Origin of the sequence: Acinetobacter sp. ANC 3813 (assembly GCF_002135435.1) — a bacterium.
Lineage (GTDB): Bacteria > Pseudomonadota > Gammaproteobacteria > Pseudomonadales > Moraxellaceae > Acinetobacter.
The window spans coordinates 21,438-47,478 of record NZ_NEGK01000002.1; the positions used below are offsets into that span (position 1 = coordinate 21,438).

Consider the following 26,041-nt stretch of genomic DNA (forward strand, 5'->3'; position numbering starts at 1 on the left):
GCTTTCTGCAATTGAAAAATAGCCTTAGAAAGTTCAGATTTTTGCCATTTTATATTGTTCTTTAGTCAATTATTGTTCCGTGATCCGGCTAATTGATTCAAATTTTAAATTTTATGCGGTATGCAAACGTATAAAAAACTTAGGTGCCTGCATGGAAATCAAAGTCAATTATCTCGACAATCTTCGTCAAGAAGCGAAGTTTGATGACTTCTCGGTAATCGCCGATCAGCCCATCCGCTATAAGGGTGATGGTTCTGCGCCAGGCCCATTCGATTATTTTTTAGCATCCTCAGCGCTCTGCGCCGCGTACTTTGTAAAGGTGTACTGCTTAGCGCGCGATATTCCAACAGATAATATCCGACTATCTCAAAATAATATTGTAGATCCCGAAAACCGCTATAAGCAGATCTTCAAAATTCAGGTAGAACTGCCAGCTGATATTTCAGAAAAAGACCGTCAAGGTATTTTACGTTCGATTGACCGCTGTACTGTTAAAAAAGTGATTCAAACAGGCCCTGAGTTCATTATTGAAGAAGTTGAAAGCATTGATGCTGATGCACAAGCTTTGCTGATGCCAACGTTGACTTCTGAAAGCAGTACCTTTATTCCGGGTAAAGATCTGCCATTAGAAGAAACCATCGCCAATATGTCAGGCATTTTGGCTAATTTGGGCATGAAAATTGAAATTGCGTCATGGCGCAACATTGTTCCAAATGTTTGGTCATTGCATATCCGCGATGCTCAGTCACCAATGTGTTTTACCAATGGTAAAGGTTCTACCAAAGAAAGCGCTTTAGCTTCTGCCTTAGGTGAATTCATTGAACGTCTAAACTGTAACTTCTTCTACAATGACCAATTTTGGGGTGAAGAAATTGCCAACGCGGCATTTGTACACTATCCAGATGAAAAATGGTTCCAGCCGGGGCCAAATGGCGAGTTGCCAGTCGAGATTTTAGATGAATATACGCGTGAAATTTATGACCCTGAAAATGAACTTTTAGGCACACATTTATACGATACCAACTCAGGCAATACTGCTCGTGGTATTTGCTCATTGCCATTTGTACGTCAATCAGATGGCGAAACGGTTTATTTCCCTTCAAATTTGATTGAAAACCTATACTTAAGCAATGGTATGAGTGCGGGTAATACTTTAGCAGAAGCGCAAGTACAATGCTTATCTGAAATTTTTGAGCGCGCGGTTAAGCGTGAAATTTTGGAAGGTGAAATCGTGCTTCCAGATGTTCCTGCAGAGGTATTAGCGCAGTACCCAAGCATTGTAGAAGGCATTAAGGGCTTAGAGGAACAAGGTTTTCCTGTTCTCGTTAAAGATGCTTCATTGGGCGGACAGTATCCAGTGATGTGTGTAACTTTAATGAACCCGCGTACTGGTGGTGTTTTTGCTTCTTTTGGCGCACATCCAAAATTAGAAGTTGCATTGGAGCGCAGTTTAACTGAGCTATTGCAAGGCCGTAGTTTTGAAGGTTTAAATGATTTGCCTAAACCGACATTCAGCAGCAATGCAGTGACTGAGCCAAATAACTTTGTTGAGCACTTTATTGATTCGAGCGGTTTAGTGTCTTGGAAATTCTTCAGCGCTAAGTCTGAATATGACTTTGTAGAATGGGACTTCACCAGCGAAGGCGAGCATGCCAATGCTGAAGAAGCTCAAACGATGTTTGAAATTCTGGAAGAAATGGGCAAAGAAGTCTATATGGCGGTTTATCAGCATCTTGGTGCTACAGCTTGCCGCATCTTAGTTCCTGATTATTCAGAAATTTATTTAGTTGAAGATTTAATTTTGGATAATACCAATAAAGCATTGGCGTTCCGTGAAGACATATTAAACCTTCATCGCTTAGATGAAGAGCAGCTTGAAGCATTGGCTGAACGCTTAGAAGAAGTGGAATCGGATGATTACACTGAAATTACGACGCTCATTGGTATTGAATTTGATGACAATACCGTATGGGGTCAATTGACTATTCTGGAACTTAAACTTCAGATTTATATTGCTTTACAAGAGTTCGAAGAAGCAAAAGAATTGGTTGAGCAATATCTGCAATTTAATACCAATACGGTTGAACGCGGATTATTCTATCAATGCTTAGATGCAGTTCTAGAGGTAGAATTGGATGATGAGCTTGATTTAGATGATTATGAGTTTAATTTCCGCCGTATGTTTGGTGATGAGCGTATGGATGCGGTCATTGGTTCTATGGAAGGAAGCATACGATTCTATGGTTTAACAGAAACCAGTATGAAGCTTGAAGGTTTAGACCGTCATATACGCCTTATCGACAGCTATAAGAAATTGCATGCAGCGCGTGCACGAGCAGTAAATGTAACGCTTTAATGAATACATTTTGATGGATTCTTAACACGTTTCAAAAAAGGCTTTTCTATTTAGAAAAGCCTTTTTTATTGTTTACGGTTCTGATCAATACTGCGTGCTAGCAAATTAACAGCAGCCGATATTCATTGTTTTCTACAGGTGCTCTGTGTACGCAAGGTAAAACAGACTGTTCAGGATGATCAACCGCTAAACGCCATAAATGACCAACGCCTAAATTCACAGGTTGTGCATTCGCTATAGGTTGATAATGCAGATCAAAATAATATTCTTCTAGAAAACTTTCAAAATCAGCTTCAGTTCCCTCATGCAGTTCTAGAAGCTGTTGTCTAATTTCAGGAATTAAAATTTTTTGCTGAACTTGGTCATTGGGCAAAATATCACTTGCAGCGCCGTAATAGGTGCATAAAAAAGTATCTGTACCAATGGGTGAACGGTCAACATGAAAGGAATAGACATCTGTGGAAATAAAATCCAGTTCGTCATCCCGTTCATAACTTTTAAGCAAATTGAGGGAAGGAGAAGCGCCAAAGTCTGCAAGTAATTGCATATCTCTTATGATGGTCTCTCTGGCTAGAGAGCCATCATCTGATAGCTGAAGCGCTAAAAGATCATCAATTGAAATTTCTGTAATATTTTCTTTTAATTCGAGTTTATTTACGATTTCTTGAAAGTCGCCCAATAAATTTCTATGCCAGCACAGGGCATTCATTTCACCCTGAAAAAGTGAATGGATCAGTTCTGAAAAGCTAGCAACCACACCAATTTGGCTGTTGTTGGAAAAAGCATTGAGCATAGATGAATTAAATAAATCAAAAACTATGAAGCATCATACACGCAGCTTGATAGAAATACAGGTTGTATTGTATGAAGCAACAGAGATTGAATTTTGAATTCAGTGTAACTTGAAAAAATGCTGATCTAAAATTGATTATTCACTTTATGATATCTGTATATAAGTTGTTAAATGCGTATTTTGCAACCATGAATTCAGTTATAAATATAATGAAAATAAAAAATTAAGTATGACGTAATAGAAAGATATGAATCAATCACTTAATGATATTAGGAGTTGATATGAATACTTTTGTAAGCAATGAGGACGGTCATTTAAGAGCTATTGTTAAGAATTTATTGGATCAGGCAGATATCGTGATTAATGGGGATCGGCCGCATGATATCAAAGTCCATCATCCTCAGCTTTATAGCAGAATCATGCAGGAAGGCTCCCTAGGATTAGGCGAAAGCTATATGGACGGCTGGTGGGATTGTGAAAGATTAGATATTTTTTTTTATAAAATACTTCGTGCGCAACTCGATAAAAAATTGCCAAATAATTTAAAAAATATCATTCGGATTGCAATTGCTCGTTTTAGGAATTTTCAATCTAAAAAAAGAGCATGGATGGTTGGTGAAGAGCATTATGATTTGGGAAATGATTTATTTTCTTTAATGCTTGATCCCTATATGCAATATTCCTGTGGGTATTGGAAAGACGCAGATCATTTAGAACAGGCGCAAGAACATAAACTCGATTTGATTTGCCGTAAATTAGATCTGAAACCTAGAATGAAAGTGCTTGATATTGGCTGCGGTTGGGGTGGCCTTGCTGAATATGCCGCCAAAAACTATCAAGTTTCTGTTACAGGCATAACGATTTCAAAAGAACAGCAAAAGCTGGCACAAGAGCGCTGTAAATCATTAGACGTAAAAATACTGCTGACGGATTATCGTGATATTGATGATGAGTTTGACCGTGTAGTTTCTATTGGAATGTTTGAACATGTCGGTCCAAAAAATTATGAAACCTATTTTAAAGTGGTTAGAAGGAATCTCCATTCAGACGGATTATTTTTGCTGCATACAATTGGTTCTAATTCTACGATGCTGAACGCTGACGCTTGGACCAGCAAGTATATTTTTCCTAATGGCTGCTTACCATCCGTAGAGAACATTGCGCATCATAGCAGCGGCAAATTCATCATGGAAGATTGGCATAATTTTGGCGCTGACTATGATTTAACATTATCTGCATGGCATGAGCGGTTTATTCAGATATGGCCTCAAATAGAAGCAAATTATAGTCAGCGTTTTAAACGCATGTTCAGCTATTATCTAAACGCCTGTGCAGGCGCTTTCCGTGCGAGGGATTTGCAATTATGGCAAATTGTACTCACCCCAGAAGGCCGGGATGGCGGCATATCTGTTCCAAGATAGATCATTCAAAGTAAGTAGATAAAGGTTCAGCCTTGACCTGAATCCCGTTGCAAGCCTTAACAGGCATGGCGCAGAAGATTATCAGTGCCAATCTGATGAGTTTAGGTGCACTGGATTTTGGTATCATTGTTGATGGAGCGGTGGTGATTGTTGAAAACGGTATTCGACGTTTAGCACATGCGCATTAAGCTTTAAAACGGCCATTAAATCAAAATGAGCGTTTTAAAGAAGTCTTTTTGGCTTCCCGCCAGGCAAGACGATCGCTTATTGTGGCATCACTAGGTTTGATCCCTATAGCGCTTGCAACAGGAACCGAAGTGCAGCGGCCTTTAGCAACGGTAGTCATTGGCTGCATTATGTCATTTACTTTCCTGACTTTAGTGTTATTGCCTGTGCTGTATAGATGGGTAAATTCACGTTAATTTTACGCAATCCTAGTTCTTAAGAAAAGAACTAGGATTGCCATTTGTCAGGGAAGAGCTCTAAAATTACACTAAGATATGCAGATATGGCTTCCGATACAGCGTGGTTTTGAGAATCCAATTTAAAATGGGCAGGCTGATTTGCTTCGTGTACAGTATTTGATACGAATATTAAATCTTCCATAATTTATGACGCCTTATTGATTACGCCGTGCTGATGCCGTCATACTTTTAGTTTTTTCTAAAGGTGTATAAAAAACTAGCCTACTGGCCTCAGTAGGCTAGATAAACTGTTAAATAATGCCGTCTTCCGCTAATTTTTGAATAGCTTCAGTACTGTAATTTAATTCACCTAAAATGCTCTGTGTATGCTGTCCTAAGCTAGGAACAGCTTGAATTGCATAGTCATCTGCATGAGTTAAACCTACAGGTTTTAAAGTTGGAATTTTTCCAACAGGGGAATCTACTTCAATCCAGCGCTGTCGTGCTTTTAGCTGAGGGTGCTGCCACAAATCTTGAACATCATTCACACGTGCATTGGCAATTTTTGCATTTTCAAGACGTTGGCAAATTTCGGATTGAGTCCATAACTCAAATTTCTGTTCAATTATATTTTGAAGCTTGTTTCTATTTTGAGAACGCATGCTGTTGTTGCTAAAGCAAGGATCTTGATAAAGTTCAGGTTGTTTTAAAACAATTTCACAAAATGCCTGCCATTCACGGTCGTTTTGTACGCCAAGAATCACCTGCTTTTGATCGCCTGTAGGAAATGGCCCATAAGGATAAATGGTAGCATGGGCAGCGCCTGTTCTGGGGGGAGATGATTCACCATTTAGGGTGTAGTAGAGCGGATAACCCATCCATTCCGCCATGCTCTCAAGCATAGATACATCAATGCGTTTGCCTTTGCCCGTTATGCCACGTTCAATGAGTGCCGCTAAAATGTTGCTGTAGGCGTACATACCCGCGGAAATATCTGCAATAGAACAGCCTGCTTTCACACTCTGCTCATCTGTGCCTGTAATAGACAGAAAGCCAGATTCACTCTGAATCAGTAAATCGTAAGCCTTTTTATCACGATAAGGTCCCGGATGCTCTGCATCATCACCATAACCAGAAATATCACAGACAATAATTCGCGGGTTAATTTCAGCAAGTTCTTCGTATGAAAAACCTAAACGTGATGCCGCACCAGGCGCTAAGTTTTGCACGAGTACATCCGCTTTCAGCAAAAGTTCTCTGACGATCGCTTTAGCATGATCAGTTTTTAAATTTAAGGTTAAACTTTCTTTGGAACGGTTGGTCCATACAAAATGCGATGACATGCCATCAACACGTTCATCATAATTCCTTGCAAAATCACCAATTTCTGGACGTTCAATTTTAATAACACGAGCGCCTAAATCGGCCAATTGCCGTGTGCAAAATGGTGCAGCGATAGCATGCTCTAAAGAGATTACCGTAATTCCATCTAATGCTGGCATTTTTAAACCTCAGTAAATTCTACTTTGCCCTTCATCGCAATTTGCCCATCAGATTTTTCAATCCATAATTCAGCTTGGTCAGTTTGAACATCACCGCAGATAAAAAAATCATTGAAATCAAATACAGGATTCACCGCACGAAATTCAAAGCGGGACACTTTTTTATTCGGAGTCTCTTGCTGAAATGAATGTAAAAGCAGTGTTGCCAGTAAAGGGCCATGTACTACAAGCCCTGGATAGCCTTCTGCTTCCATAGCGTATGGTCGGTCATAATGAATTTTATGACCATTAAACGTCAGTGCAGAATAGCGGAATAAGGTCACCGTATTCACTGGAAACGATTTTTTATAGCTGAAGGGCTTTTCATCATGAAGAATAGGTGTTAAAGGTTGACTGATTGAAGGCTGATTTGAGACATCGCGGTAGACAATATCTTGTTCTTCAATAATGGCGGGAGAGTGATCTGCATAAATGCTATGTTTGACGGTCACAAAATACATATTGCCGCTTTTGCCCGCTTTGAATTGAATATTAATGATTTCAGATTCTCTGCGGATGTTCTGGTTCAATAGAACGGGTGCTATAAACTCAATCCGGCTGCCGGCCCACATGCGCTTAGGATAGGGAATAGGCGGCAAAAATGCGCCTTTTTGAGGATGTCCATCTTCTGCAAGATTCTCCCCATTTACGATAGGCAGGAAATAAAACCATTGATACAAATGAGGGAGTTTATTGTTTTTGATGTCCGGCTGATTTAGCAAAGCCTGCATCATCGATACAGATCGCGGATGCGTATAGTCCGTCAAAACTTCTTTTTTACCAATCCAAGCGTCAAAATTTTCCATATTTATAACCTCTAATTTCCCTTACTTATTATTTATGATGCTTGCGATAAGATTTTTTTTGCTTTTAAAATCACAGGTAAATCAATCATCTTACCATTAAAACTCACAGCTTGACCTTGCGCGGCATCAACTGTTTGCATCACTTGATTTGCCCAATCCACTTCCTGCTGAGTTGGTTTGAAGGTTTGATTGACAATATTCACTTGGTTGGGATGGATGCATAATTTTCCAGCAAAACCTAAGTTTTTTGCTTGCTGAGTTTCCAAGCGGACTAAGTCTTCATCTTTAAAATCGACCGTTACACCATCTACAGGCGCCTGAATGCTTGCAAGCTGTGAAGCGAGAACAATCTCATTTCTAAAAGATAGAAGTTCCAAATAACCGCCATTCATGTTCATTTCAAGCTGAAAATCAATAGAACCGAACATCAGCGCGACAACGTGCTTTGCCGCGGCAATATTACGAACATTGGCGAAGCCTAATGGTGTTTCAATTAAAGGGAAGATGTCGATGGCCCGAATTTTCAATACAGCATCAATTTGAACATTTGATTCAGTTTTAGGTAAAACAATGGCGCTGACATTTGGATATTTTGCTAATTCGATATCAGCTTGAAACCATTCAGTCTGACTTGCATTTACTCTGATCATGATCTGACATTCAGGATGATCGTTGAGCCACTGTGCTAATTCGTGTCTCGCACTCACTTTAAGCTCTACAGGTACGGCATCTTCCAAGTCTATGATCACAGCATCGGCATCTGTAGCGAGCGCTTTTTCAAAGCGCTCCGGACGATTGGCTGGAACAAAGAGATAAGAACGTGCAGGCTTATTCACTTTATTCATGTTAATTTCCTATTAAAAAGAACGAGGAAGACCAAGTAAGTGTTCAGCGACAAAGCTGTAAATTAAATTAGTTGAAATTGGCGCAACTTGATATAAGCGCGTTTCACGGAATTTACGTTCAATATCATACTCATTGGCAAAACCAAAACCGCCATGGAATTGCAGGCAGTTATTGGCTGCTTCCCAGCTTGATTTTGCCGCTAAGTATTTAGCCATGTTGGCTTCAGCACCGCATTTTTCGCCGCGGTCAAACATTTCACACGCGCGGAAACGCATGAGATTGGCCGCTTCAATTTCAATGAAATTTTCTGCTAATGGGAATTGTACACCTTGATTTTGACCGATAGGACGGCCAAAAACCACACGGTCTTTGACATATTGGGTAGCGCGGTCCATAAACCAGTAGCCATCCCCAATACATTCAGCAGCGATTAATGTACGCTCTGCATTTAAGCCATCTAAAATATATTTAAAACCTTTGCCTTCTTCACCAATCAGGTTTTCTTCTGGAATTTCAAGATTATCAAAGAAAATTTCATTGGTTTCATGATTCACCATATTGGGAATAGGGCGGACGATCATGCCATTTTTTTCAGCTTCACGCAGATCAACCATAAAGATCGACATACCTTCTGATTTTTTCGTGACTTCGGCAAGCGGAGTAGTGCGCGCTAACAAAATCATCCAGTCGCTGTGCTGTACGCGGGAAATAAATACCTTTTGACCGTTAATCACATAGCGGTCGCCTTTTTTTACTGCAGTGGTCTTAATTTTAGTGGTGTCTGTACCAGTTGTTGGCTCAGTTACCCCCATTGTCTGCAAGCGCCATTCGCCCGTAGCAATTTTAGGTAAATATAATTCTTTTTGCGCTTTAGAACCATGTCGAAGCAAAGTCCCCATATTGTACATTTGACCGTGGCAAGAGCCAGCATTGCCGCCGCTGCGGTTTACTTCTTCCATAATAATAGAAGCTTCTGTTAAACCTAGACCTGAACCGCCGTATTCTTCAGGAATCATGGCCGCCATCCAGCCGGCTTTAGTCAAAGCATCAACGAATTCTTCAGGATATCCACGTTCTTCATCTATTTTACGATGGTATTCAGCAGGAAACTCTGCGCATAGGGCTTTGACTGCTTCACGAATCTCTTGATAATTATTGATTGTGCTTTTCATAAAAAAGATTTCCATATCACATATTGTTTAACTTGTTTTGGATCATATATTGTTATTGTTTGAATAATAAAATAGAATTATTTGATAGTTAGGATGCTAAAAGAATATTGAAATGGATATCAAACAACTCAGATCATTTATCACGATTTCAGAAACTAAAAATATTACTAAAGCCGCTACATTGCTGAATATTGTGCAGCCTGCAGTTTCTAGACAAATCCATCTCTTAGAAGATGAACTGGGTATTGAACTCTTTGAGCGCAGCCGACACGGCATGCATTTGACCAATGAAGGAAAAATACTTGAGGTATATGCTCGACGTGTTCTAAAAGAAATTGAAACTGCTAAAATCGAACTGACATCATCAGATGGAGCACTTCGCGGCACAGTGAATATTGGTATTTTGGCCAGTTTGAGTGAGTTGCTATCTATTGCGCTGATGCGCATTATTAAAGCCAAATATCCGCATGTGAATCTTAAAATTACAGTAGGGTATTCGGGTCATTTAAAAGAGTGGCTAGAAAGCGGTGAAATTGACGTAGCATTAATTTATGGCTCGGTTTCTTCTAAATTTTTAGATTTACAGCCTTTAGTAAAAGAGCAGTTATGGTTAATTGGCGCCTATAGTGAGAGGTTATCAAAGGATGAAAGTGTCGAGTTAAAGCAAATGGCAAACTATGATTTAATTTTGCCTTATTCCCCGCATAGACTTCGCACATTGATTGAGCAGGGATTTCATAAAGCGAAATATGAGTTGAAAATCAGTGCTGAGGTAAATGATTTAAATGTTCAAAAGCAATTGGTTAAGGAAGGGTTAGGGTTTACTATTTTACCTCTGGTATCAATTAAAAATGAACTTGAGCAACAAGCATTTTCGGCTTCGCCAATAGATCATCCAGATTTTACCCGTGAGATAGCCTTAGCATTGCCGAATACCCGCCATATTACAAAACTTGTGCATACTATTGCTCAAGAGATCATTCTATCTTCAAAAAGCGCAGTAAAAAGTAAATCGTGGCTAGGCTGTGAATGGATTGGAAAATAAAAAATGCTCCTAAAGGAGCATTTTAAAATCTTAAATTAACGAGCGTGGTTAAGCAGTTTTAACATTAGCTTTTGAAGCTGTTTTAGGATCAGTGTCAGAGTCAATATTTGATGCATTAGCTTGAGGATCATACATTTTTTCTTTAATAAATAATGTAGGCAATGCACAGATTAAATAGGCGATACCCATTACCATAAAGCCTAGACCGATTGAACCTTCAGTTGCGATAAAGCCAATCGTTGCTGGAGCAATAGTCGAGCCGATACGGCCTATGTTATGTGCAGTACCAATGGCAGTTCCACGAATATGTGTAGGAAAACTCTCAGACATATAAGTTGTATATACACCTAAAGGCATGCCGTATAAGAAACCGAAGATCACTAATAAATACAGAATATTACTTGGGTTATGGAACATTACAATAATGATTAGGAAGACTGCTGTCGAAATAGCTCCAAACATGAATGTGAATTTTCGACCTAACTTATCCCCCATATAACCCGCTAGAATTTTACCGCCGATCATCGCTGTATAACTACCAATTAAATAGTTAGTCATTGATTTGAAATTCATACCTAATTCTTGTTCAAGGTATAAAGGCATCCAGTTATTTACACCGTAGTAACCGAATTGCATAAAGCCTGCGACAATCATCCAAAAAATTAGCGTACGGAAAATGAGTTTATCTTGTACAAGTGCTTTAAATACTGAACGGTCACCTTTAACCATTTTAGCATCATTTTGAGTGCGATTTAATCGTGCTGTTTTCCATGATTCTGATTCTTTTACAAAGAAGGGCATAAGAATACCGATAATTGCTGCTGAACCACTGACCATGAATAACATACGCCACCCATGTTCTGGAATAATAGCACCTGCAAGTAGAGAAGCTACAATATAGCCAAATGTCCATCCTGTAAAAATTGTCGCAATAATAGTTGTGCGATATTTTGTAGGAACCAGTTCTGACATTAAACCTGCACATACCATATATACTGCACCTAATCCTAGAGCAGATAGGAAGCGAATAGCGGCAAATTCATATACGTTTGATACAAAACCTAATATTGCTGTAAGTAATGAAAATTTAATAATACTTAATGAAATAATGCGGACACGTCCGAATTTATCACTCGCCCATCCACCAAAAATACCACCAATTGCCATGCCTGCAAGCGTTACACTACCGAGCATACCTGCTTGAAAAGAAGATAAACCAAATTCCACTTTCAAGCTTGATAAACTATAAGATAGGAGCAACATATCTGCGCCATCGACTAAAAGTACTAAAAAGCAAAAAATAAAGGCAGCAATCCATTTTTGCTTTGGTGGAGAGTTCACCGTGTTTTCAACTTGCATATAATTCATCCTTTAATGCTTATTGTTATATGCTCAATAATGTGTAAATCAATTTAAAATAATAATATTCCAATGAAGGTTTTGGGCTATATCATTAATCTAAATTAAAAACATTAAAGCTGCTTAAACCCATTTATATGTTTATGCACATAAATGAGTTTTAAAAATATATTCCTGAATTTTTTGCAACTATTTTGAGATTAAAATTGATTGATTTTTGTATCTGATTTAAAGCAGATACTTATTCAAAAATAATATGTATTTTTGAATATTAATTAAACCAAACTTTCATTTGGCTATAATGAAAATATAGAGCTGCTTTGTATAAAATAAAAGCATTTTAAGCATGTTATGTTTTGATCTGTTTAATACTTAAAATTGATAATTAATTACTGAGCAATAAATAAAAACCATCAATGTAAGATGGCTTTTATTTATGCTTCCATTAAATAATTGGACTATACTTTTTCAAATAATGCAGCTAGACCTTGACCACCGCCAATGCACATCGTTTCAAGTCCATAGCGAGCGTCTCGCCGCTGCATCTCATGCACTAAACTCGTCATGATCCGCATTCCTGTTGCGCCAATCGGGTGCCCTAGGGAAATACCTGAACCATTAACATTCACATTAGAATAATCTTGAATATTTAAGCCTTTTAAAACGGCAAGTGCTTGTGCTGCAAATGCTTCATTGACTTCAATTAAATTAATATCTCCAATTTTCATATCCAGTTTTGTAAGCAGTTTTTCAACAGCAGGAACTGGCCCAATTCCCATACGGCTAGGTTCACAGCCCACCGCAGCCCAACCAACAATTTTAGCCAGCGGCTTTAAGCCATGTTTTTTTGCATATTCGGCACTAACCACTAAACAACCTGATGCTGCATCATTTTGCTGACTTGAATTACCTGCAGTAGATACGCCATTTTCGCGAATTGAGCGCAATTTAGCTAAGCTTTCTACAGTTGTACCAGCACGAATGCCTTCATCTCGCTCAACTATTGTTGTCGTTTTCTTGGTTGTAATTTCTACTGGAATGACTTCATTGGCAAAGTATCCCTTATTCCAAGCATCTTCTGCTTTTTGGTGGCTTGCTGCTGCAAATGCATCGCATTCTTCACGTGAGATATTATAATCATTCGCTAAGTTATCTGCCGTTTCAGGCATTCCTGAAATATAGCCAAAGCGCTCAACTGGCTGAGATCTTTCACGGCCGCGCTCTAGACGGTCATAAAATGTGACATTGCCTGCACGGCTGCCCCAGCGCATATTGGTAGAGTAATATTCAATATTAGACATACTTTCAACCCCAATCACCATGACTGCTTCTGCTTGTCCTGTTTGCACATTCATGGCAGCATTTAACAATGCTTGTAAGCCCGAGCCACAGCGGCGATCAAGCGTATAGCCAGGCACTTCGATTGGCAATCCTGCAGCAAGGGCCGCATATCGTCCAAGGCACGGGGCTTCGCTTGAGGAATAAGACTGTGAAGCAATCACTTCATCCAGCGTTGCTGGATCAATTTGTGTTTTTTCTAAAATGCTTTGAATGATTTTTACAGATAAATCTACAGCTGTTAGTGATGCTAAACCGCCGCCAAATTTACCGATTGGGGTGCGTAAAGGACTGACAATATAAGCTTCTTTCATGATTAAACTCCATTTTAAATAAGTGAAAGTGATTTGGCTTCAGCAGTGAGTTGTTCACGAAAATCTGGATGGGCAATACTGATCATTTTGTTTGCCCGCGCTGATAGGCTTAAACCGCGTAAATCGGCTATGCCATACTCAGTCACAAAAAATCCTGCATCACTTCTTGGTGTGGACACTGGCCCGCTTAACTGGGATACAATCCGAGTGAAATTTTTGCCTGCAGAGGGCAGCGCAATGATTGAACGGCCATGTGCTGATTGATTGGCGGCTCGAATAAAATCTAAAGCGCCGCCAACAGCTCCTACATAAGTACCATTGGCTATTTCAGCATTTACCTGGCCTGTGAGATCTACTTCAATCGCAGAATTTACAGCAATTAAATTATCCAATTGCGATAGAACTTGCGGATTGTGGGTATATGAACTCGCACGTAATTGAATATTGGAATTTAAATTCACAAAATCATGAAGCTGTTCTGATCCATTGATTAATCCTGTAATTGTGATACCTGAATCAATTGCTTTTTGCGAATTATTAATGACACCTGATTGCATTAACTTTGCGACACCATCACTGATAATTCCACTATGGATGCCAAGATTTTGGTGATGGCTTAAAGCATTCAGCACCGTTTCAGGCAGTGTGCCAATTCCAATTTGCAGCGTAGCGCCATTCGGAATTAATGAAGCTACATGAGCGGCAATTTGCGTATTCATGCTGTTTGGTTCTGCTGCAGTCTCGGCTGTAAATTTTCGATTTGACTCATAGACCAGATCTAAATCTTGCTCTGTTAAATAATCGGAAGCATAGGTCCACGGTAAATTTGCATTTACTTCTGCAATTACAGTCCGCGCATGCCGGATTGCATCTGCGGGGTAATCTTGACCTAAGGCAAAACTGTACTGTCCACGTTCATTTGGTGCAGATAGTTGAATGATAACAACATCTGGCCACAGTATTTTGCAAAATGCAGAGTAATGTGAAGGGATGATTTCCAGCTGTTTAGATTTAGCCAGCAGGCGGTTAGAACCCGCACCGCAATAGCTGCTAAAATCGATATAAGCTGCGTGCTCAGGGGAGCATGTTGCAAAATTACTAATTCCTAGAAATACGCTAAAATTACTGATTTTATGACAGTTTTGCATTAAATTCTGGGTCAGGGTTAAAGGTTCAGCCTGTGCCTGCCCCCAAAGGACTAAATCATCTTCTTGTATATATCGCTCCCAATCCAATTGGGACAGATCATGAATTCTTTGCATCAAAATGTACCAAAGAAAGTGAGCTTAAAGTGCTGATCTGCAAACATCACAGCACACGTTTAATTGATTTATAAGGATGCTTCACGAATCATGTTGCGGGCAATAATGACTTGTTGAATCTGCGTTGTGCCTTCATACAAACGGAATAATCGAACATCTCGGTAAAAGCGTTCGATAGGATATTCGCTGATGTAGCCGGAACCCCCTAAGATTTGTACTCCACGATCTGCAACTCTTCCGCACATTTCTGTAGCAAACATTTTTGCGCAAGAAGATTCTGTATTGACGTTTTGTCCTGCATCGCGTTTTTTAGCGGCATCTAAGACCATGCATTTTGCTGCATAGATTTCAGCCTTTGAATCTGCAAGCATGGCTTGAATCAGCTGAAAATTGGCAATAGGTTGACCAAACTGTTTGCGCTCCATGGCATAACCTAAAGCATCATCTAAAATACGTGTTGCTGCGCCAACGCTTAGCGCAGCAATGTGCAAACGGCCTTTATCCAAAACCTTCATGGCTGTTTTAAATCCGACACCTTCAACACCGCCAATCAGGCTTGAAGCAGGAATTCGGCAGTTTTCAAAAATCACATCGCAGGTATGTGCGCCTTTTTGGCCCATTTTTTTGTCGCGTTTACCCAGTGCTATTCCGGGTAATTGGCTGTCAATAATAAAGGCTGAAATACCGCCAGCGCCTTTAATTTCAGGATTAGTGCGCGCCATAACAGTAAATACACCTGCATGTGGCGCATTGGTAATGAAGCGTTTGGTGCCATTTAAAATATATTCATCGCCATCTTTAACAGCTGTTGTTTTTAAAGACGCTGCATCTGAGCCAGAATCAGGCTCTGTTAAGCAGAAGGAGCCAATAATTTCACCTGAAGCAAACTTAGGTAAAAACTGCTTTTTTTGTTCTTCTGTACCATCAATAATTAGTCCCGCTGCTCCAATGCCATTATTGGTGCCAATGTATGAGCGGAAAGCAGGAGAGGTGCGGCCCAGTTCAAAAGCAACACTCACTTCTTCTTCCATGGTTAGACCTAAACCATCGTATTGATCTGGAATGGTAAGACCAAAGAGTCCGAGTTCTTTCATTTGCTGAACCACATGAGGCGGCATTTCATCCGTTTCAGCCATGAGTTCTTCATTTGGAATTAATACACCATCCACAAATTGGCGCAGCATATCAAGCAACTGGTTGAGTGTTTCTTGATCTCGAATCATCTTTGATACTCCATTTTTTTCTATTGGCAATTGCCGCTAGAACATCCATTTAAAAATAATTATTGCTATATTTGTGTCGTACTAAATATGAGCTTTTAATCAATATAATGTATCGTAATCTTAAATGTGATACTTTTTTATGATGGATTTAATCAAAATATAATATCTGCTTTTGACTGATGGAGGGATATCATTTTTTACACTTCGAAGGTATGTTCGTTATAGCAGAAAGGTGTTTGAGATAATAACGAGTCTAGATATGGATATTCTGAAATTAACCATAATGGAAGATGGCGTTGCCGTTGTTCAACTAAATCGTCCCGAAGCAAAAAATGCTTTGAACATTGAATTACGTCAGAAGTTAGCCAAAACATTTGATGAACTTTCAAGCAACAATCATGTGAAAGCTATCGTCTTAACAGGCGGTGAAAAAATCTTTGCTGCAGGTGCAGATGTGAATGATTTTTTAACTGCTTCCACAAGCCAAATGTACTTAAGACATACCGAAGCCTATTGGCAAAGCATAAGTAATTGCCCTAAACCCATCATTGCAGCTGTGAATGGCTATGCGCTGGGCGGGGGCTGTGAACTTGCTATGCATGCAGACATAATTATTGCTAATCAGACCGCAAAATTTGGGCAGCCAGAGGTGAGATTGGGCTTGATGCCAGGTGCTGGCGGTACTCAGCGTTTATTGCGAGCTATAGGCAAATTTAAAACGATGCTGTTGGTGCTGACTGGAAAAATGTTCAATGCAGATGAAGCATCTCAAATGGGCTTGGTTTCAGAGGTCATTGAAGGTGATGCCACACCGCATGCCATTGAAATCGCAAAAACAATTGCAAGTTTTTCTGCAATATCTGTTCAGCAGATTAAAGAAGTCACCAATCTCGGACAGGACATGTCATTAGACGGTGCATTGGCTTTGGAGCGTAAAGCCTTACAGATTTTATTTGATACGAAAGATCAAAAAGAAGGCGCTAAAGCATTTTTGGAAAAACGCACACCAAATTATCAGGGAGAGTAAACAAATGAAAATCGAGAAAATGACACTTGTCGGTACTGGTGTTATGGGGATGGGAATTGCCCAAATCGCTGCTCAAGCTGGTTTAGAAGTACGTTTATTTGATGTACAGGAAGGCGCTGCACAAGCAGGACTGGATAAATTAAAAATTGTACTGGGAAAGTTGGCGGCTAAGGGCAAAATCACCCCGTCTGAATTAGATGCTACTCTTGCACGCTTTATTGTTATCGATCAGCTTGATCAAGCTGCAGATGCAGATTTAGTGGTTGAAGCCATTATCGAAAATCTTGAAATTAAACAAAAACTGTTTAAGCAATTGGAAGACGTCGTTTCAGAACAAGCCATTTTAGTTTCCAATACCTCGTCATTGGTCGTGACTGAAATCGCGGCAGGCTGTAAGCATAAATCACGCGTTGCAGGCTTCCACTTCTTTAATCCTGTGCCGCTGATGAAAATTGTAGAAGTGGTAAAAGGCCTTTTTACATCAGATGAAGTGGTTGATGCTTTATTGGAATTGGCCGAACGCATGGGGCATTTCGGTGTAAAAACCAAAGATACGCCTGGATTCTTGGTAAACCATGCAGGCCGTGCTTTTGGTACAGAATCACTCAAAATTTTGGGTGAAGGTGTCGCGAGCGTCAGCGAGATGGACCGAATTTTACGGGAGTCCGCAGGCTTTAAAATGGGTCCGTTTGAACTGTATGACTTAACAGGTTTAGATGTATCTCATCGTGTTATGGAATCCATTTTTAATCAGTATTATCAGGAAGATCGTTACCGTCCAAATACTTTAACCCGCTTAATGCTTTCGGCAAATACAGTCGGGAAAAAGGTTGGAGAAGGCTTCTACAAATACGAACAAGATATCCGTTTAAATCAAGAACCGCCACAGACAGTACCGCAAGTATCAGCATTTAAGCCTGTTTGGATTGCTGCTGATTATCAAAATGATGCAGTGATATTGCATCAATACATTGTGTCACGAGGTATTGATATTGATGACTCAGAACAGCCAAATGCAGACAGCCTGATTCTGTTAGCGACTTATGGCGAAGATACAACAACGGCTTCACAGCGTTTTAATGTGGATGCGACTCGGGCTGTAAGTATTGATATGTTGACCGACTTTAGTCAGCGCCGAGTGCTCATGCCATCAATTATCACAGATCAAAATTATATTGATCAGGCGCATGCTTTATTTGCAGCCAATGATCATGCCGTGAGTGTGATTGAAGAAAGTGTCGGTTTTGTCAGCCAGCGTGTTATTTCCATGATTATTAATTTGGCCTGCGATATCGCCCAGCAAGGTATTGCTTCAGCGGCAGATATTGATAAAGCCGTGCGTTTAGGACTGGGCTATCCATATGGTCCAATTACTTGGGGCAATGTGCTAGGCGCTGAGCGAATCTTACTGATTTTAAGCCGAATCTATGCAATTACGGGCGATCAGCGTTATCGTCCAAGCCCTTGGCTGCAGCGCCGCGCCAAACTCAATATTGATTTACTGCATTCGGTACAGAAAGCTGCATCTGCTAAACCAGCAGCATAAGACAATAAATTTAAGTTGTTCTGCTTGTTAAGTTTGGAATTACAAGCAGAAACTCATAAAAGGAATGAAATATGGGTACTTTAGAAGGCATTCGTGTTCTGGATTTAAGCCGGATTTTAGCTGGTCCATGGTGCGGTCAGATTTTAGCGGATCTAGGCGCTGAAGTGATTAAAGTGGAACGGCCTAAAGTCGGTGATGACACACGCATGTGGGGGCCGCCTTGGATGAAAAATAATGATGATGAAGAAACATCTGAAGGCGCATATTTCCAAGCTGCGAACCGCAATAAACATTCTATTTCTGTAGACATTTCAACTGCAGAAGGGCAAGCAATCGTGCGTAAATTAGCACAAGATTCTGATGTACTGATTGAAAATTACAAAGCAGGTTCATTGAAAAACTATGGCTTGGACTATGAAAGCCTGAAGGAAATCAATCCCAAGCTAGTTTACTGTTCTATTACTGGATTTGGCCAGGATGGGCCGCGAGCGGAAGAACCTGGCTATGATTATATCATTCAGGGAATTGGCGGTTTAATGTCTGTCACTGGCGATAAAGAGCCAATGAAAACCAGTGTTGCTTTTGCAGATTTAAATACAGGACTTTATTCTGCTATTGCAATTCAAGCCGCTATTATCAATCGTTTTATGACAGGTCAAGGTCAGCATATTGATATGGCTTTGCTCGATGTGCAAGTCGCATGTTTGGCAAATATTGGGATGAATTACATCAGCTCAGGTGAAATTCCTAAACGCTATGGCAATGCACATGCCAATGTTGTTCCTTATCAAGTTTTTAGGGCATATGATCAAGATTTTATTGTCGCATGCGGTAATGATAAACAATTTGTTGCACTGTGTTCTGCAATTGAATTGCCAGATTTATCGAAAGACTCTCGATTTATCACCAATGCACTTCGATTGAAAAATCGTGACGATATTGTGGAAATTCTCAGCACACATTTTCTGACTCAAACAGCCAAACATTGGGTAGATGTGATTCAATCTGTGAAAGTTCCCGTCGGTGTCATCAATAACCTACAGCAGACTTTTGAAGAGCCTCAGGTTAAGCATCGTAAGATGCTGGTTGAAATGAAGCACCCATTAAAAGATAAGCTGCAGGTGATTGCATCTCCAATGAAGTTTTCCCGTACACCAGTACAGTACCGTAAAGCGCCGCCAATGCTCGGGGAAGACACCAATTCAATTTTATCTCGTTACTTGGGTAAGGATGAAATTGAAAACTTACGGGTTAATGGCATTGTAGGATAACAATCTAATAAGCAAAGATTCTAAGCAGGATCTTTGCTTATTCATATGTGTAATTAATAGAGCGTAGGGACTGTTAACTTTATTAAGAATGAGCACTACAGCGTACTTAATATTATAAGTAATTTTTTAGGAAAACCTGTTACGCTTAAACATTAAATGCATTGCTAAACTGTGATTTAGCATGGTATAGCTAATAGTGACTTAGAAAACTTCAACATCCTAATCTTTGTGCAATAAAGTCTATCCAGTGGATAGATGGCTTTTTTAACTGATGCGCTTGCTACTTGAATTTATCATTTCTACTTTCTTTATTTCAAAATATTTTAAAGATAAAAAATCATTATTACATTGTTTAAATGACATTCCTAAGCTCCCTCGCTGTTTCTTGAAGAAGTGGTAATATTTGTTGAATTAAATATTCTTTAGTTGACTTGGCAGTGGGTGAAACAATATTTAGTGCAGCAACAATATTTCCTTTCGGTCCATATATTGGAACAGCCAATGCGTGGACACCTAGTTCATGCTCCTCACTTGAGTAGCACCAATCCTGTTCTTTAATTTCTTCTAGTAAAGATAAAAATGAAGTGTTATCCGTGATGCTATATTTAGTTAAACGCTTTAAGGGATATTTTTCGAGCCATTTAATTTGTTCTGCAACGTCTAAATGGGCAAGTAGTATTTTACCCGCGGATGTTGCATGGGCCGGTAGACGATTTCCTAGGTGTAAACCATACGGATTGACCCGATCTGTTTGTTGATGTGATGCACTTCGTGCAATAGTGATTGCTTCAAATCCATCCAGTACCATGACTGAAAAAATAAGTGATGTTTGTGTGGTTAATAGATTTAACAATGGCTGACAAATTTTAGGTAATTGTGAACCACTTAAATAAGCCCCTGAAAACTTTAAAACTTTGGGTGTCAAATAATAATAATGACCATCAAAATCTAAATATCCTAAATATTCAAGTGTTAATAAATGACGTCTTGTTGCGGCACGGGTTAAACCAGTTTTTTCAGCAGCCATGGTGACATTTAAGCGTTGTCTTTCTGGACCAAAACATTCAAGTATAGCCATTCCTTTGCTAATTCCTGCGACAAAGTCTTCATGACGAATCTTTTTTTGATTATCCATATTAATTAGGATTTTTTTCCCTTCGTTTAACATGCTTTACTCCTTAAAGAGTTTGATCCAATTCACTACTGAAGGTAGTTTCAGCCTAATATAAAATATGTTTAATATAATCTAAATTTGGAATAACTGTTCGATGATCGAACATAATATTTGCTCATCGAACAAAACTCATATTTTTAGCTAGAACAATAAGAAAAAAACAACAAAAATGAGGAATAGGAATTCTAATGAAATTACTCGGGATTGAGTAAAGCTCTTTTTACTGATTCAGTGTCGTTTTGAGTTCCGTTTTTAAGATGTATGGCTAGACGGAGTTGTCCCCCTAATGATCAATAAAAGTTCGGCTTCACTTACCGAAGCACTTTCACAAATTAAAGATGGTTCAACCATCATGATTGGCGGTTTTGGAACCGCAGGGCAACCCGCAGAATTGATTGATGGTTTAATCGAGCTTGGTATCAAAGACCTTGTCATTGTCAACAATAATGCAGGCAATGGTGACTATGGCTTAGCGAAACTTCTTAAATCAGGTGCTGTCCGTAAAATTATTTGTTCTTTCCCCCGTCAGTCAGATTCTTATATTTTTGATGAACTCTATCGTGCAGGCAAAATTGAGTTAGAACTGGTTCCTCAAGGCAACCTAGCGTGTCGCATTCAAGCAGCAGGTATGGGCTTAGGACCAATCTATACACTAACAGGTTTTGGGACTTTGCTTGCTGAAGGCAAACCGACTATGAGTTACGAAGGTAAAGATTACGTTTTAGAAAATCCAATCAAAGCAGACTTTGCTTTAATTAAAGCATCTCAAGGTGACCGTTGGGGCAACTTGGTCTACCGCAAGTCGGCACGCAACTTCGGCCCGATTATGGCAATGGCCGCCGATGTGACGATTGCACAAGTCTCTGAAGTGGTAGAGCTTGGAGCTTTGGATCCTGAACACGTCATCACCCCAGGTATTTTTGTTCAACACGTTATACAAGTGCAACCAGCACAGTAATCGGATACGGAGAATTAAAAATGAGTTATACCAAATTGAGCCGTGATCAAATTGCTGAACGTGTTGCTCAAGATATTCCTGATGGGGCTTATGTCAACTTGGGTATTGGCTTACCTACCAAGATTTCAAGCTATTTACCAAGCGACAAAGATGTATTTTTACACTCTGAAAATGGTCTTTTGGCTTTCGGTCCGCCGCCTGCTGAAGAAGACCGTGATCCTGAACTGATCAATGCGGGTAAAGAGTTTGTGACTTTACTCGATGGCGGTGCTTTCTTCCATCACGGTGATTCATTTGCCATGATGCGGGGTGGTCACTTAGATATAGCCGTCTTGGGCGCCTTTCAAGTGGCAGCCAATGGTGACTTAGCCAATTGGCATACAGGCGCACCGGATGCGATTCCTGCTGTAGGAGGTGCAATGGATTTGGCGGTGGGTGCTAAAAAAGTATTCATCACTACAGACCATGTGACCAAACAAGGTGAACCGAAGATCGTGGCTGAACTGAGCTACCCAGCGACAGGTTTGAAGTGTGTAGACCGCATTTACACCGATCTTTGTGTAATTGATGTCACCGCAGACGGCTTAAAAGTGATTGAAAAAGTCGACGGCCTAAGCTTTGCAGAATTACAGGCAATGACGGGTGCCACTTTGGTGGATGCGACACAACAGAATTAATGATTTGAATCCCCCTAAGTCCCCCTTTGCTAAAGGGGGGACTTCTCTAGCATCAAGTGCGGTGAGTCTCCCTCCTTTTTAAAGGATGAGAAGCATTGCTTCACAAGGGGGAGGTAGAAAATGGAAAGATTAAAAATGAAAAACGCATATATTATCGATGCCATTCGTACACCATTCGGCCGTTATGCAGGTGGACTCGCTCCAATGCGTGCCGATGATTTGGGTGCCGTACCGATTCAAGCACTGATGCAACGTAATCCAAGCGTGGATTGGAAACAAGTCGATGACGTGATCTACGGCTGTGCCAACCAAGCTGGTGAAGACAACCGTAATGTGGGGCGTATGTCAGCACTCCTTGCAGGTTTACCCGTTGAAGTCCCAGCCACGACTGTAAACCGTTTATGTGGCTCATCACTCGATGCGATTGCTATGGCCGCCCGTGCCATTAAAGCGGGTGAAGCAGATTTAATCATCGCAGGTGGCGTAGAAAGCATGTCTCGTGCACCCTTTGTGATGGGTAAATCAGAAACGGCATATGGCCGTAGCCAAAAGATTGAAGACACCACCATGGGCTGGCGTTTTATCAATCCAAAGCTTAAAGCGATGTATGGTGTCGAGACCATGCCACAAACTGCGGAAAACGTGGCTGAGCAATTCAACATTAATCGCGCTGATCAAGATCAATTTGCTTTTAATAGTCAACAACGTACTGCGGTGGCACAAGCAAAAGGCTTCTTTGAAAAAGAAATCATTGCGGTGACGATTCCACAACGTAAAGGCGATCCGATCATTGTCGACACGGATGAACATCCACGTGCATCGACCACCTTAGAAGGTTTGGCGAAACTCAAGCCTGTGGTGACAGCAGAGGGCAGCGTCACAGCAGGCAATGCTTCAGGAATTAATGACGGTGCCGCTGCTGTATTGATTGCTTCAGAACAAGCAGTTGAACTGTACCAGCTTAAACCGCGTGCCAAAATCATTGCTTCAACAGCAGTGGGTGTAGAACCGCGCATTATGGGCTTTGCACCTGCGCCTGCCATCAAAAAATTATTGAAACAAGCAAATCTCAGTATTGAGCAGATGGATGTGATTGAACTTAATGAAGCTTTTGCAGCACAGGCACTGGCGGTAACGCGTGACCTGGGTTTAGCCGATGACAGCACACAAGTGAATCCAAATGGTGGTGCGATTGCGATTGGTCATCCACTGGGTGCATCGGGTGCACGTTTAGTGACAACGGCTTTAAATCAGTTGGAGCAGACAGGTGGCATCTATGCCTTGTGTTCAATGTGTATTGGTGTCGGTCAAGGCATTGCCCTGATTATTCAGCGCGTTTAAAGCAGATTTAAGGATAGCGATCATGAGCCAGTTATATGCCAGCTTATTTTACCAAAACGAGGTGACTGAAATTTTCAGTGATCGCGCGTTGGTGTCTTACATGATTGAGGCTGAAGTTGCCTTGGCACAAGCGCAGGCTCAGGTCGGCGTGATTCCAGAATCTGCGGCAACAGCAATTTTAAACATTGCAGCAACTGCACTCAATCAGATTGATTTTGATGCTTTGGCTCTTGCTACAGGCTTAGCGGGCAATATCGCGATTCCTTTTGTGAAGCAATTAACTGCGATTGTGAAACAAAGTGATGAAGATGCTGCGCGTTATGTGCATTGGGGCGCAACCAGTCAAGACATTTTAGACACTGCCTGTATTTTGCAATGTCGTGCAGCAATGACACATGTTGAAGCCTTAATTCACCAATGTTACCGCACTGCATTGACCCAAGCTGAACAGTATCGCTCACAAGTGATGATTGGACGCACATGGTTGCAGCAAGGGTTGCCGATTACTTTGGGGCATAAATTCGCGCGTTGGGCTTCGGCCTTTCGTCGTGATTTGGTCCGTATTGAAGCCATGAAATCACGCGTGTTGACTGCTCAGTTGGGCGGTGCTGCGGGCTCATTGGCATCTTTACAGCATCAAGGCACAGCAGTTGTTCAAGCCTTTGCGACGCATTTACAACTTTCTGTTCCAAGCTGTACTTGGCATGGTGAGCGCGACCGTATTGTTGAAGTGGCGAGTGTTCTCGCAATAGTGATGGGCAGTTTGGGCAAAATGGCACGTGACTGGTCGTTGATGATGCAAACCGAAATTGCAGAAATCTTTGAGCCTACTTCAAAAGGTCGTGGTGGTTCATCCACTATGCCGCATAAGCGTAATCCTGTTGCTGCGGCATCCGTTTTGGCAGCAGCCAATCGTGTGCCTGTACTGATGTCGAGTTTGTACCAAAGCATGGTGCAGGAACATGAGCGCAGTCTAGGTGGATGGCATGCGGAATGGTTGGCATTGCCTGAAATTTTCCAACTCTGTGCAGGCGCATTGGAGCGGACTTTGGACGTGTTACAAGGCATGCAAGTCAATGCTGAAAATATGCAACGCAATTTAGATTGCACGCAGGGTTTGATCATGGCGGAAGCGGTGATGATGGCTTTGGCACCCCACATGGGACGTTTACAGGCCCATCATGTGGTTGAAGCAGCATGCAAAATAGCAGTAGAAAAAGGCGTTCATTTAAGAGAGGTCATCACTGAACTTGATCAAGTCAAAGCCTACTTTAACGCAGCTCAGATTTCAGAAATTTTTAAACCCGCGTCATATCTCGGCAATATTCAAGACCAGATTGATGCGGTGTTGCAAGAAGCAAAAGGAGAGGCAAAGTGAATATCACGATGACCAATCGTCAAGGCAAGACTTTATCCGTGGCAATCAGTGGGAAAGACCATGCACCTGTGATTGTATTTTCAAACTCATTGGGTACAGATAAAGGCATGTGGCAGCCGCAAGTTGCTGCTTTTGAACAGCAGTTCAAAGTGGTGACTTATGACACGCGTGGTCATGGGCAAAGTGATGTGATTGAGCAGACCACTGTACAAAATCTTGCAGAAGATGTGATTGATATTCTGAACGGTTTAAATATTGAAAAAGCGCATTTCTGCGGGATTTCGATGGGGGGAATGACGGCTTTGTGGCTCGGTATTCACCATGCGGATCGTTTTCATAGCATTACTGTGGCGAATTCAGCAGCCAAAATTTGGACTGAAGAAGGTTGGAATGCTCGTGCAGATGCTGTGGCAGCCAAAGGCTTAGCAGATTTGGTCGCGACTACGCATACACGCTGGTTTAGTGAGCAGTTTGATTATCAACACGATGCTTTGGCGCAGCGCACCATTCAATCTTTAGCCACTACGCCGGCATTGGGTTATGCAGAATCTTGCCGAGCGCTCGCGCAAGCAGATCTATCTGCTCAAATTCAACAGATTCAGATTCCAACTTTAGTGATTGCAGGCGCGTTTGACCCTGTCACGACCGTGGCAGACGGCGTCTTTATGCAGCAACAGATTCAAAAGAGTGAATTAGAGGTGATTGATGCATCGCATCTTTCCAATATTGAGCAACCAGAGCTGTTTAACCAAACCCTCAGTCAGTTTGTTGGATCGATTCAATAATTTA

General features: G+C 40.8%; 20 protein-coding genes and 2 pseudogenes. 12 read left to right on the forward strand and 10 right to left on the reverse strand.

Annotation, left to right across the window (positions count from 1 at the left end):
- Positions 1-151 precede the first annotated feature (151 nt).
- On the forward strand, positions 152-2,356 hold the full coding sequence (locus B9T34_RS02930; protein ID WP_086211684.1) for an OsmC domain/YcaO domain-containing protein: 2,205 nt from the start codon (positions 152-154) through the stop codon (positions 2,354-2,356).
- Positions 2,357-2,453: 97 nt separating this feature from the next.
- On the opposite strand, the gene B9T34_RS02935 is transcribed toward B9T34_RS02930, so the two are convergent.
- Entirely contained in the window at positions 2,454-3,149 is a 696-nt protein-coding gene (locus B9T34_RS02935; protein ID WP_086211685.1) for a DUF1826 domain-containing protein, read from the reverse strand.
- Between the two features lie 281 nt (positions 3,150-3,430).
- Between B9T34_RS02935 and cfa the strand changes: the two genes are divergently transcribed.
- Together cfa and B9T34_RS19195 are read left to right on the forward strand one after the other, a co-directional pair.
- Positions 3,431-4,570: a cyclopropane fatty acyl phospholipid synthase gene (gene cfa / locus B9T34_RS02940; RefSeq protein WP_086211686.1), complete on the forward strand. Its 1,140-nt coding sequence runs from the start codon at positions 3,431-3,433 to the stop codon at positions 4,568-4,570.
- 47 nt (positions 4,571-4,617) lie between these two features.
- Positions 4,618-4,962, forward strand: a pseudogene (locus B9T34_RS19195) (efflux RND transporter permease subunit); the annotation flags it as partial.
- 323 nt (positions 4,963-5,285) lie between these two features.
- Here B9T34_RS19195 and B9T34_RS02950 read toward each other — a convergent pair.
- The 4 genes from B9T34_RS02950 to B9T34_RS02965 are packed head-to-tail and all read right to left on the reverse strand — an operon-like array spanning position 5,286 to position 9,339.
- Positions 5,286-6,476, reverse strand: coding sequence for a CaiB/BaiF CoA transferase family protein (locus B9T34_RS02950; protein ID WP_086211687.1), 1,191 nt, complete (start codon positions 6,474-6,476; stop codon positions 5,286-5,288).
- A 2-nt stretch (positions 6,477-6,478) separates the two neighbouring features.
- On the reverse strand, positions 6,479-7,321 hold the full coding sequence (locus B9T34_RS02955; protein WP_086211688.1) for a hypothetical protein: 843 nt from the start codon (positions 7,319-7,321) through the stop codon (positions 6,479-6,481).
- A gap of 32 nt (positions 7,322-7,353) precedes the next feature.
- The gene (locus tag B9T34_RS02960) at positions 7,354-8,166 is read right to left on the reverse strand and encodes an HpcH/HpaI aldolase/citrate lyase family protein (protein ID WP_086211689.1); all 813 of its coding nucleotides are present in this window, start codon (positions 8,164-8,166) and stop codon (positions 7,354-7,356) included.
- A gap of 12 nt (positions 8,167-8,178) precedes the next feature.
- A complete protein-coding gene (locus B9T34_RS02965) occupies positions 8,179-9,339 on the reverse strand; it encodes an acyl-CoA dehydrogenase family protein (protein ID WP_086211690.1) in 1,161 nt (386 codons plus the stop codon).
- A gap of 112 nt (positions 9,340-9,451) precedes the next feature.
- Here B9T34_RS02965 and B9T34_RS02970 point away from each other — a divergent pair, with 112 nt between their 5' ends.
- Positions 9,452-10,384 carry a LysR family transcriptional regulator gene (locus B9T34_RS02970; protein ID WP_086211691.1) on the forward strand — a complete coding sequence of 311 codons (933 nt, stop codon included), beginning with the start codon at positions 9,452-9,454 and terminating at the stop codon, positions 10,382-10,384.
- Between the two features lie 120 nt (positions 10,385-10,504).
- On the opposite strand, the pseudogene B9T34_RS02975 reads toward B9T34_RS02970, so the two are convergent.
- From B9T34_RS02975 to B9T34_RS02990, 4 genes and pseudogenes are all read right to left on the reverse strand, one after another.
- Positions 10,505-11,743, reverse strand: a pseudogene (locus tag B9T34_RS02975) (MFS transporter); the annotation flags it as partial.
- 458 nt (positions 11,744-12,201) lie between these two features.
- Entirely contained in the window at positions 12,202-13,395 is a 1,194-nt protein-coding gene (locus tag B9T34_RS02980) for an acetyl-CoA C-acetyltransferase (protein WP_086211692.1), read from the reverse strand.
- Positions 13,396-13,409: 14 nt separating this feature from the next.
- Positions 13,410-14,657: an acetyl-CoA hydrolase/transferase family protein gene (locus tag B9T34_RS02985; protein WP_086211693.1), complete on the reverse strand. Its 1,248-nt coding sequence runs from the start codon at positions 14,655-14,657 to the stop codon at positions 13,410-13,412.
- A 68-nt stretch (positions 14,658-14,725) separates the two neighbouring features.
- Positions 14,726-15,880, reverse strand: a complete 1,155-nt coding sequence (locus tag B9T34_RS02990; RefSeq protein WP_086211694.1) for an acyl-CoA dehydrogenase family protein — start codon at positions 15,878-15,880, stop codon at positions 14,726-14,728.
- Between the two features lie 259 nt (positions 15,881-16,139).
- Here B9T34_RS02990 and B9T34_RS02995 point away from each other — a divergent pair, with 259 nt between their 5' ends.
- The 3 genes from B9T34_RS02995 to B9T34_RS03005 all read left to right on the forward strand — a co-directional run bounded on the left by B9T34_RS02995 (position 16,140) and on the right by B9T34_RS03005 (position 19,724).
- Positions 16,140-16,907, forward strand: a complete 768-nt coding sequence (locus B9T34_RS02995; RefSeq protein WP_086211695.1) for an enoyl-CoA hydratase — start codon at positions 16,140-16,142, stop codon at positions 16,905-16,907.
- A 4-nt stretch (positions 16,908-16,911) separates the two neighbouring features.
- The gene (locus tag B9T34_RS03000) at positions 16,912-18,453 is read left to right on the forward strand and encodes a 3-hydroxyacyl-CoA dehydrogenase (protein WP_086211696.1); all 1,542 of its coding nucleotides are present in this window, start codon (positions 16,912-16,914) and stop codon (positions 18,451-18,453) included.
- 71 nt (positions 18,454-18,524) lie between these two features.
- Positions 18,525-19,724, forward strand: coding sequence for a CaiB/BaiF CoA transferase family protein (locus B9T34_RS03005; RefSeq protein ID WP_086211697.1), 1,200 nt, complete (start codon positions 18,525-18,527; stop codon positions 19,722-19,724).
- 352 nt (positions 19,725-20,076) lie between these two features.
- Here B9T34_RS03005 and pcaU read toward each other — a convergent pair whose 3' ends face one another.
- Positions 20,077-20,892 carry an IclR family transcriptional regulator PcaU gene (gene pcaU, locus B9T34_RS03010; RefSeq protein WP_086211698.1) on the reverse strand — a complete coding sequence of 272 codons (816 nt, stop codon included), beginning with the start codon at positions 20,890-20,892 and terminating at the stop codon, positions 20,077-20,079.
- A gap of 292 nt (positions 20,893-21,184) precedes the next feature.
- Between pcaU and B9T34_RS03015 the strand changes: the two genes are divergently transcribed.
- From B9T34_RS03015 to pcaD, 5 genes are all read left to right on the forward strand, one after another.
- Positions 21,185-21,856: a 3-oxoacid CoA-transferase subunit A gene (locus B9T34_RS03015; RefSeq protein WP_086211699.1), complete on the forward strand. Its 672-nt coding sequence runs from the start codon at positions 21,185-21,187 to the stop codon at positions 21,854-21,856.
- Between the two features lie 20 nt (positions 21,857-21,876).
- On the forward strand, positions 21,877-22,533 hold the full coding sequence (locus B9T34_RS03020) for a 3-oxoacid CoA-transferase subunit B (protein WP_086211700.1): 657 nt from the start codon (positions 21,877-21,879) through the stop codon (positions 22,531-22,533).
- 135 nt (positions 22,534-22,668) lie between these two features.
- The gene (pcaF, locus tag B9T34_RS03025; RefSeq protein ID WP_086212041.1) at positions 22,669-23,874 is read left to right on the forward strand and encodes a 3-oxoadipyl-CoA thiolase; all 1,206 of its coding nucleotides are present in this window, start codon (positions 22,669-22,671) and stop codon (positions 23,872-23,874) included.
- 22 nt (positions 23,875-23,896) lie between these two features.
- On the forward strand, positions 23,897-25,252 hold the full coding sequence (gene pcaB, locus B9T34_RS03030) for a 3-carboxy-cis,cis-muconate cycloisomerase (protein WP_086211701.1): 1,356 nt from the start codon (positions 23,897-23,899) through the stop codon (positions 25,250-25,252).
- Positions 25,253-25,260: 8 nt separating this feature from the next.
- Positions 25,261-26,037: a 3-oxoadipate enol-lactonase gene (gene pcaD / locus B9T34_RS03035; protein WP_171265121.1), complete on the forward strand. Its 777-nt coding sequence runs from the start codon at positions 25,261-25,263 to the stop codon at positions 26,035-26,037.
- Positions 26,038-26,041 lie beyond the last annotated feature (4 nt).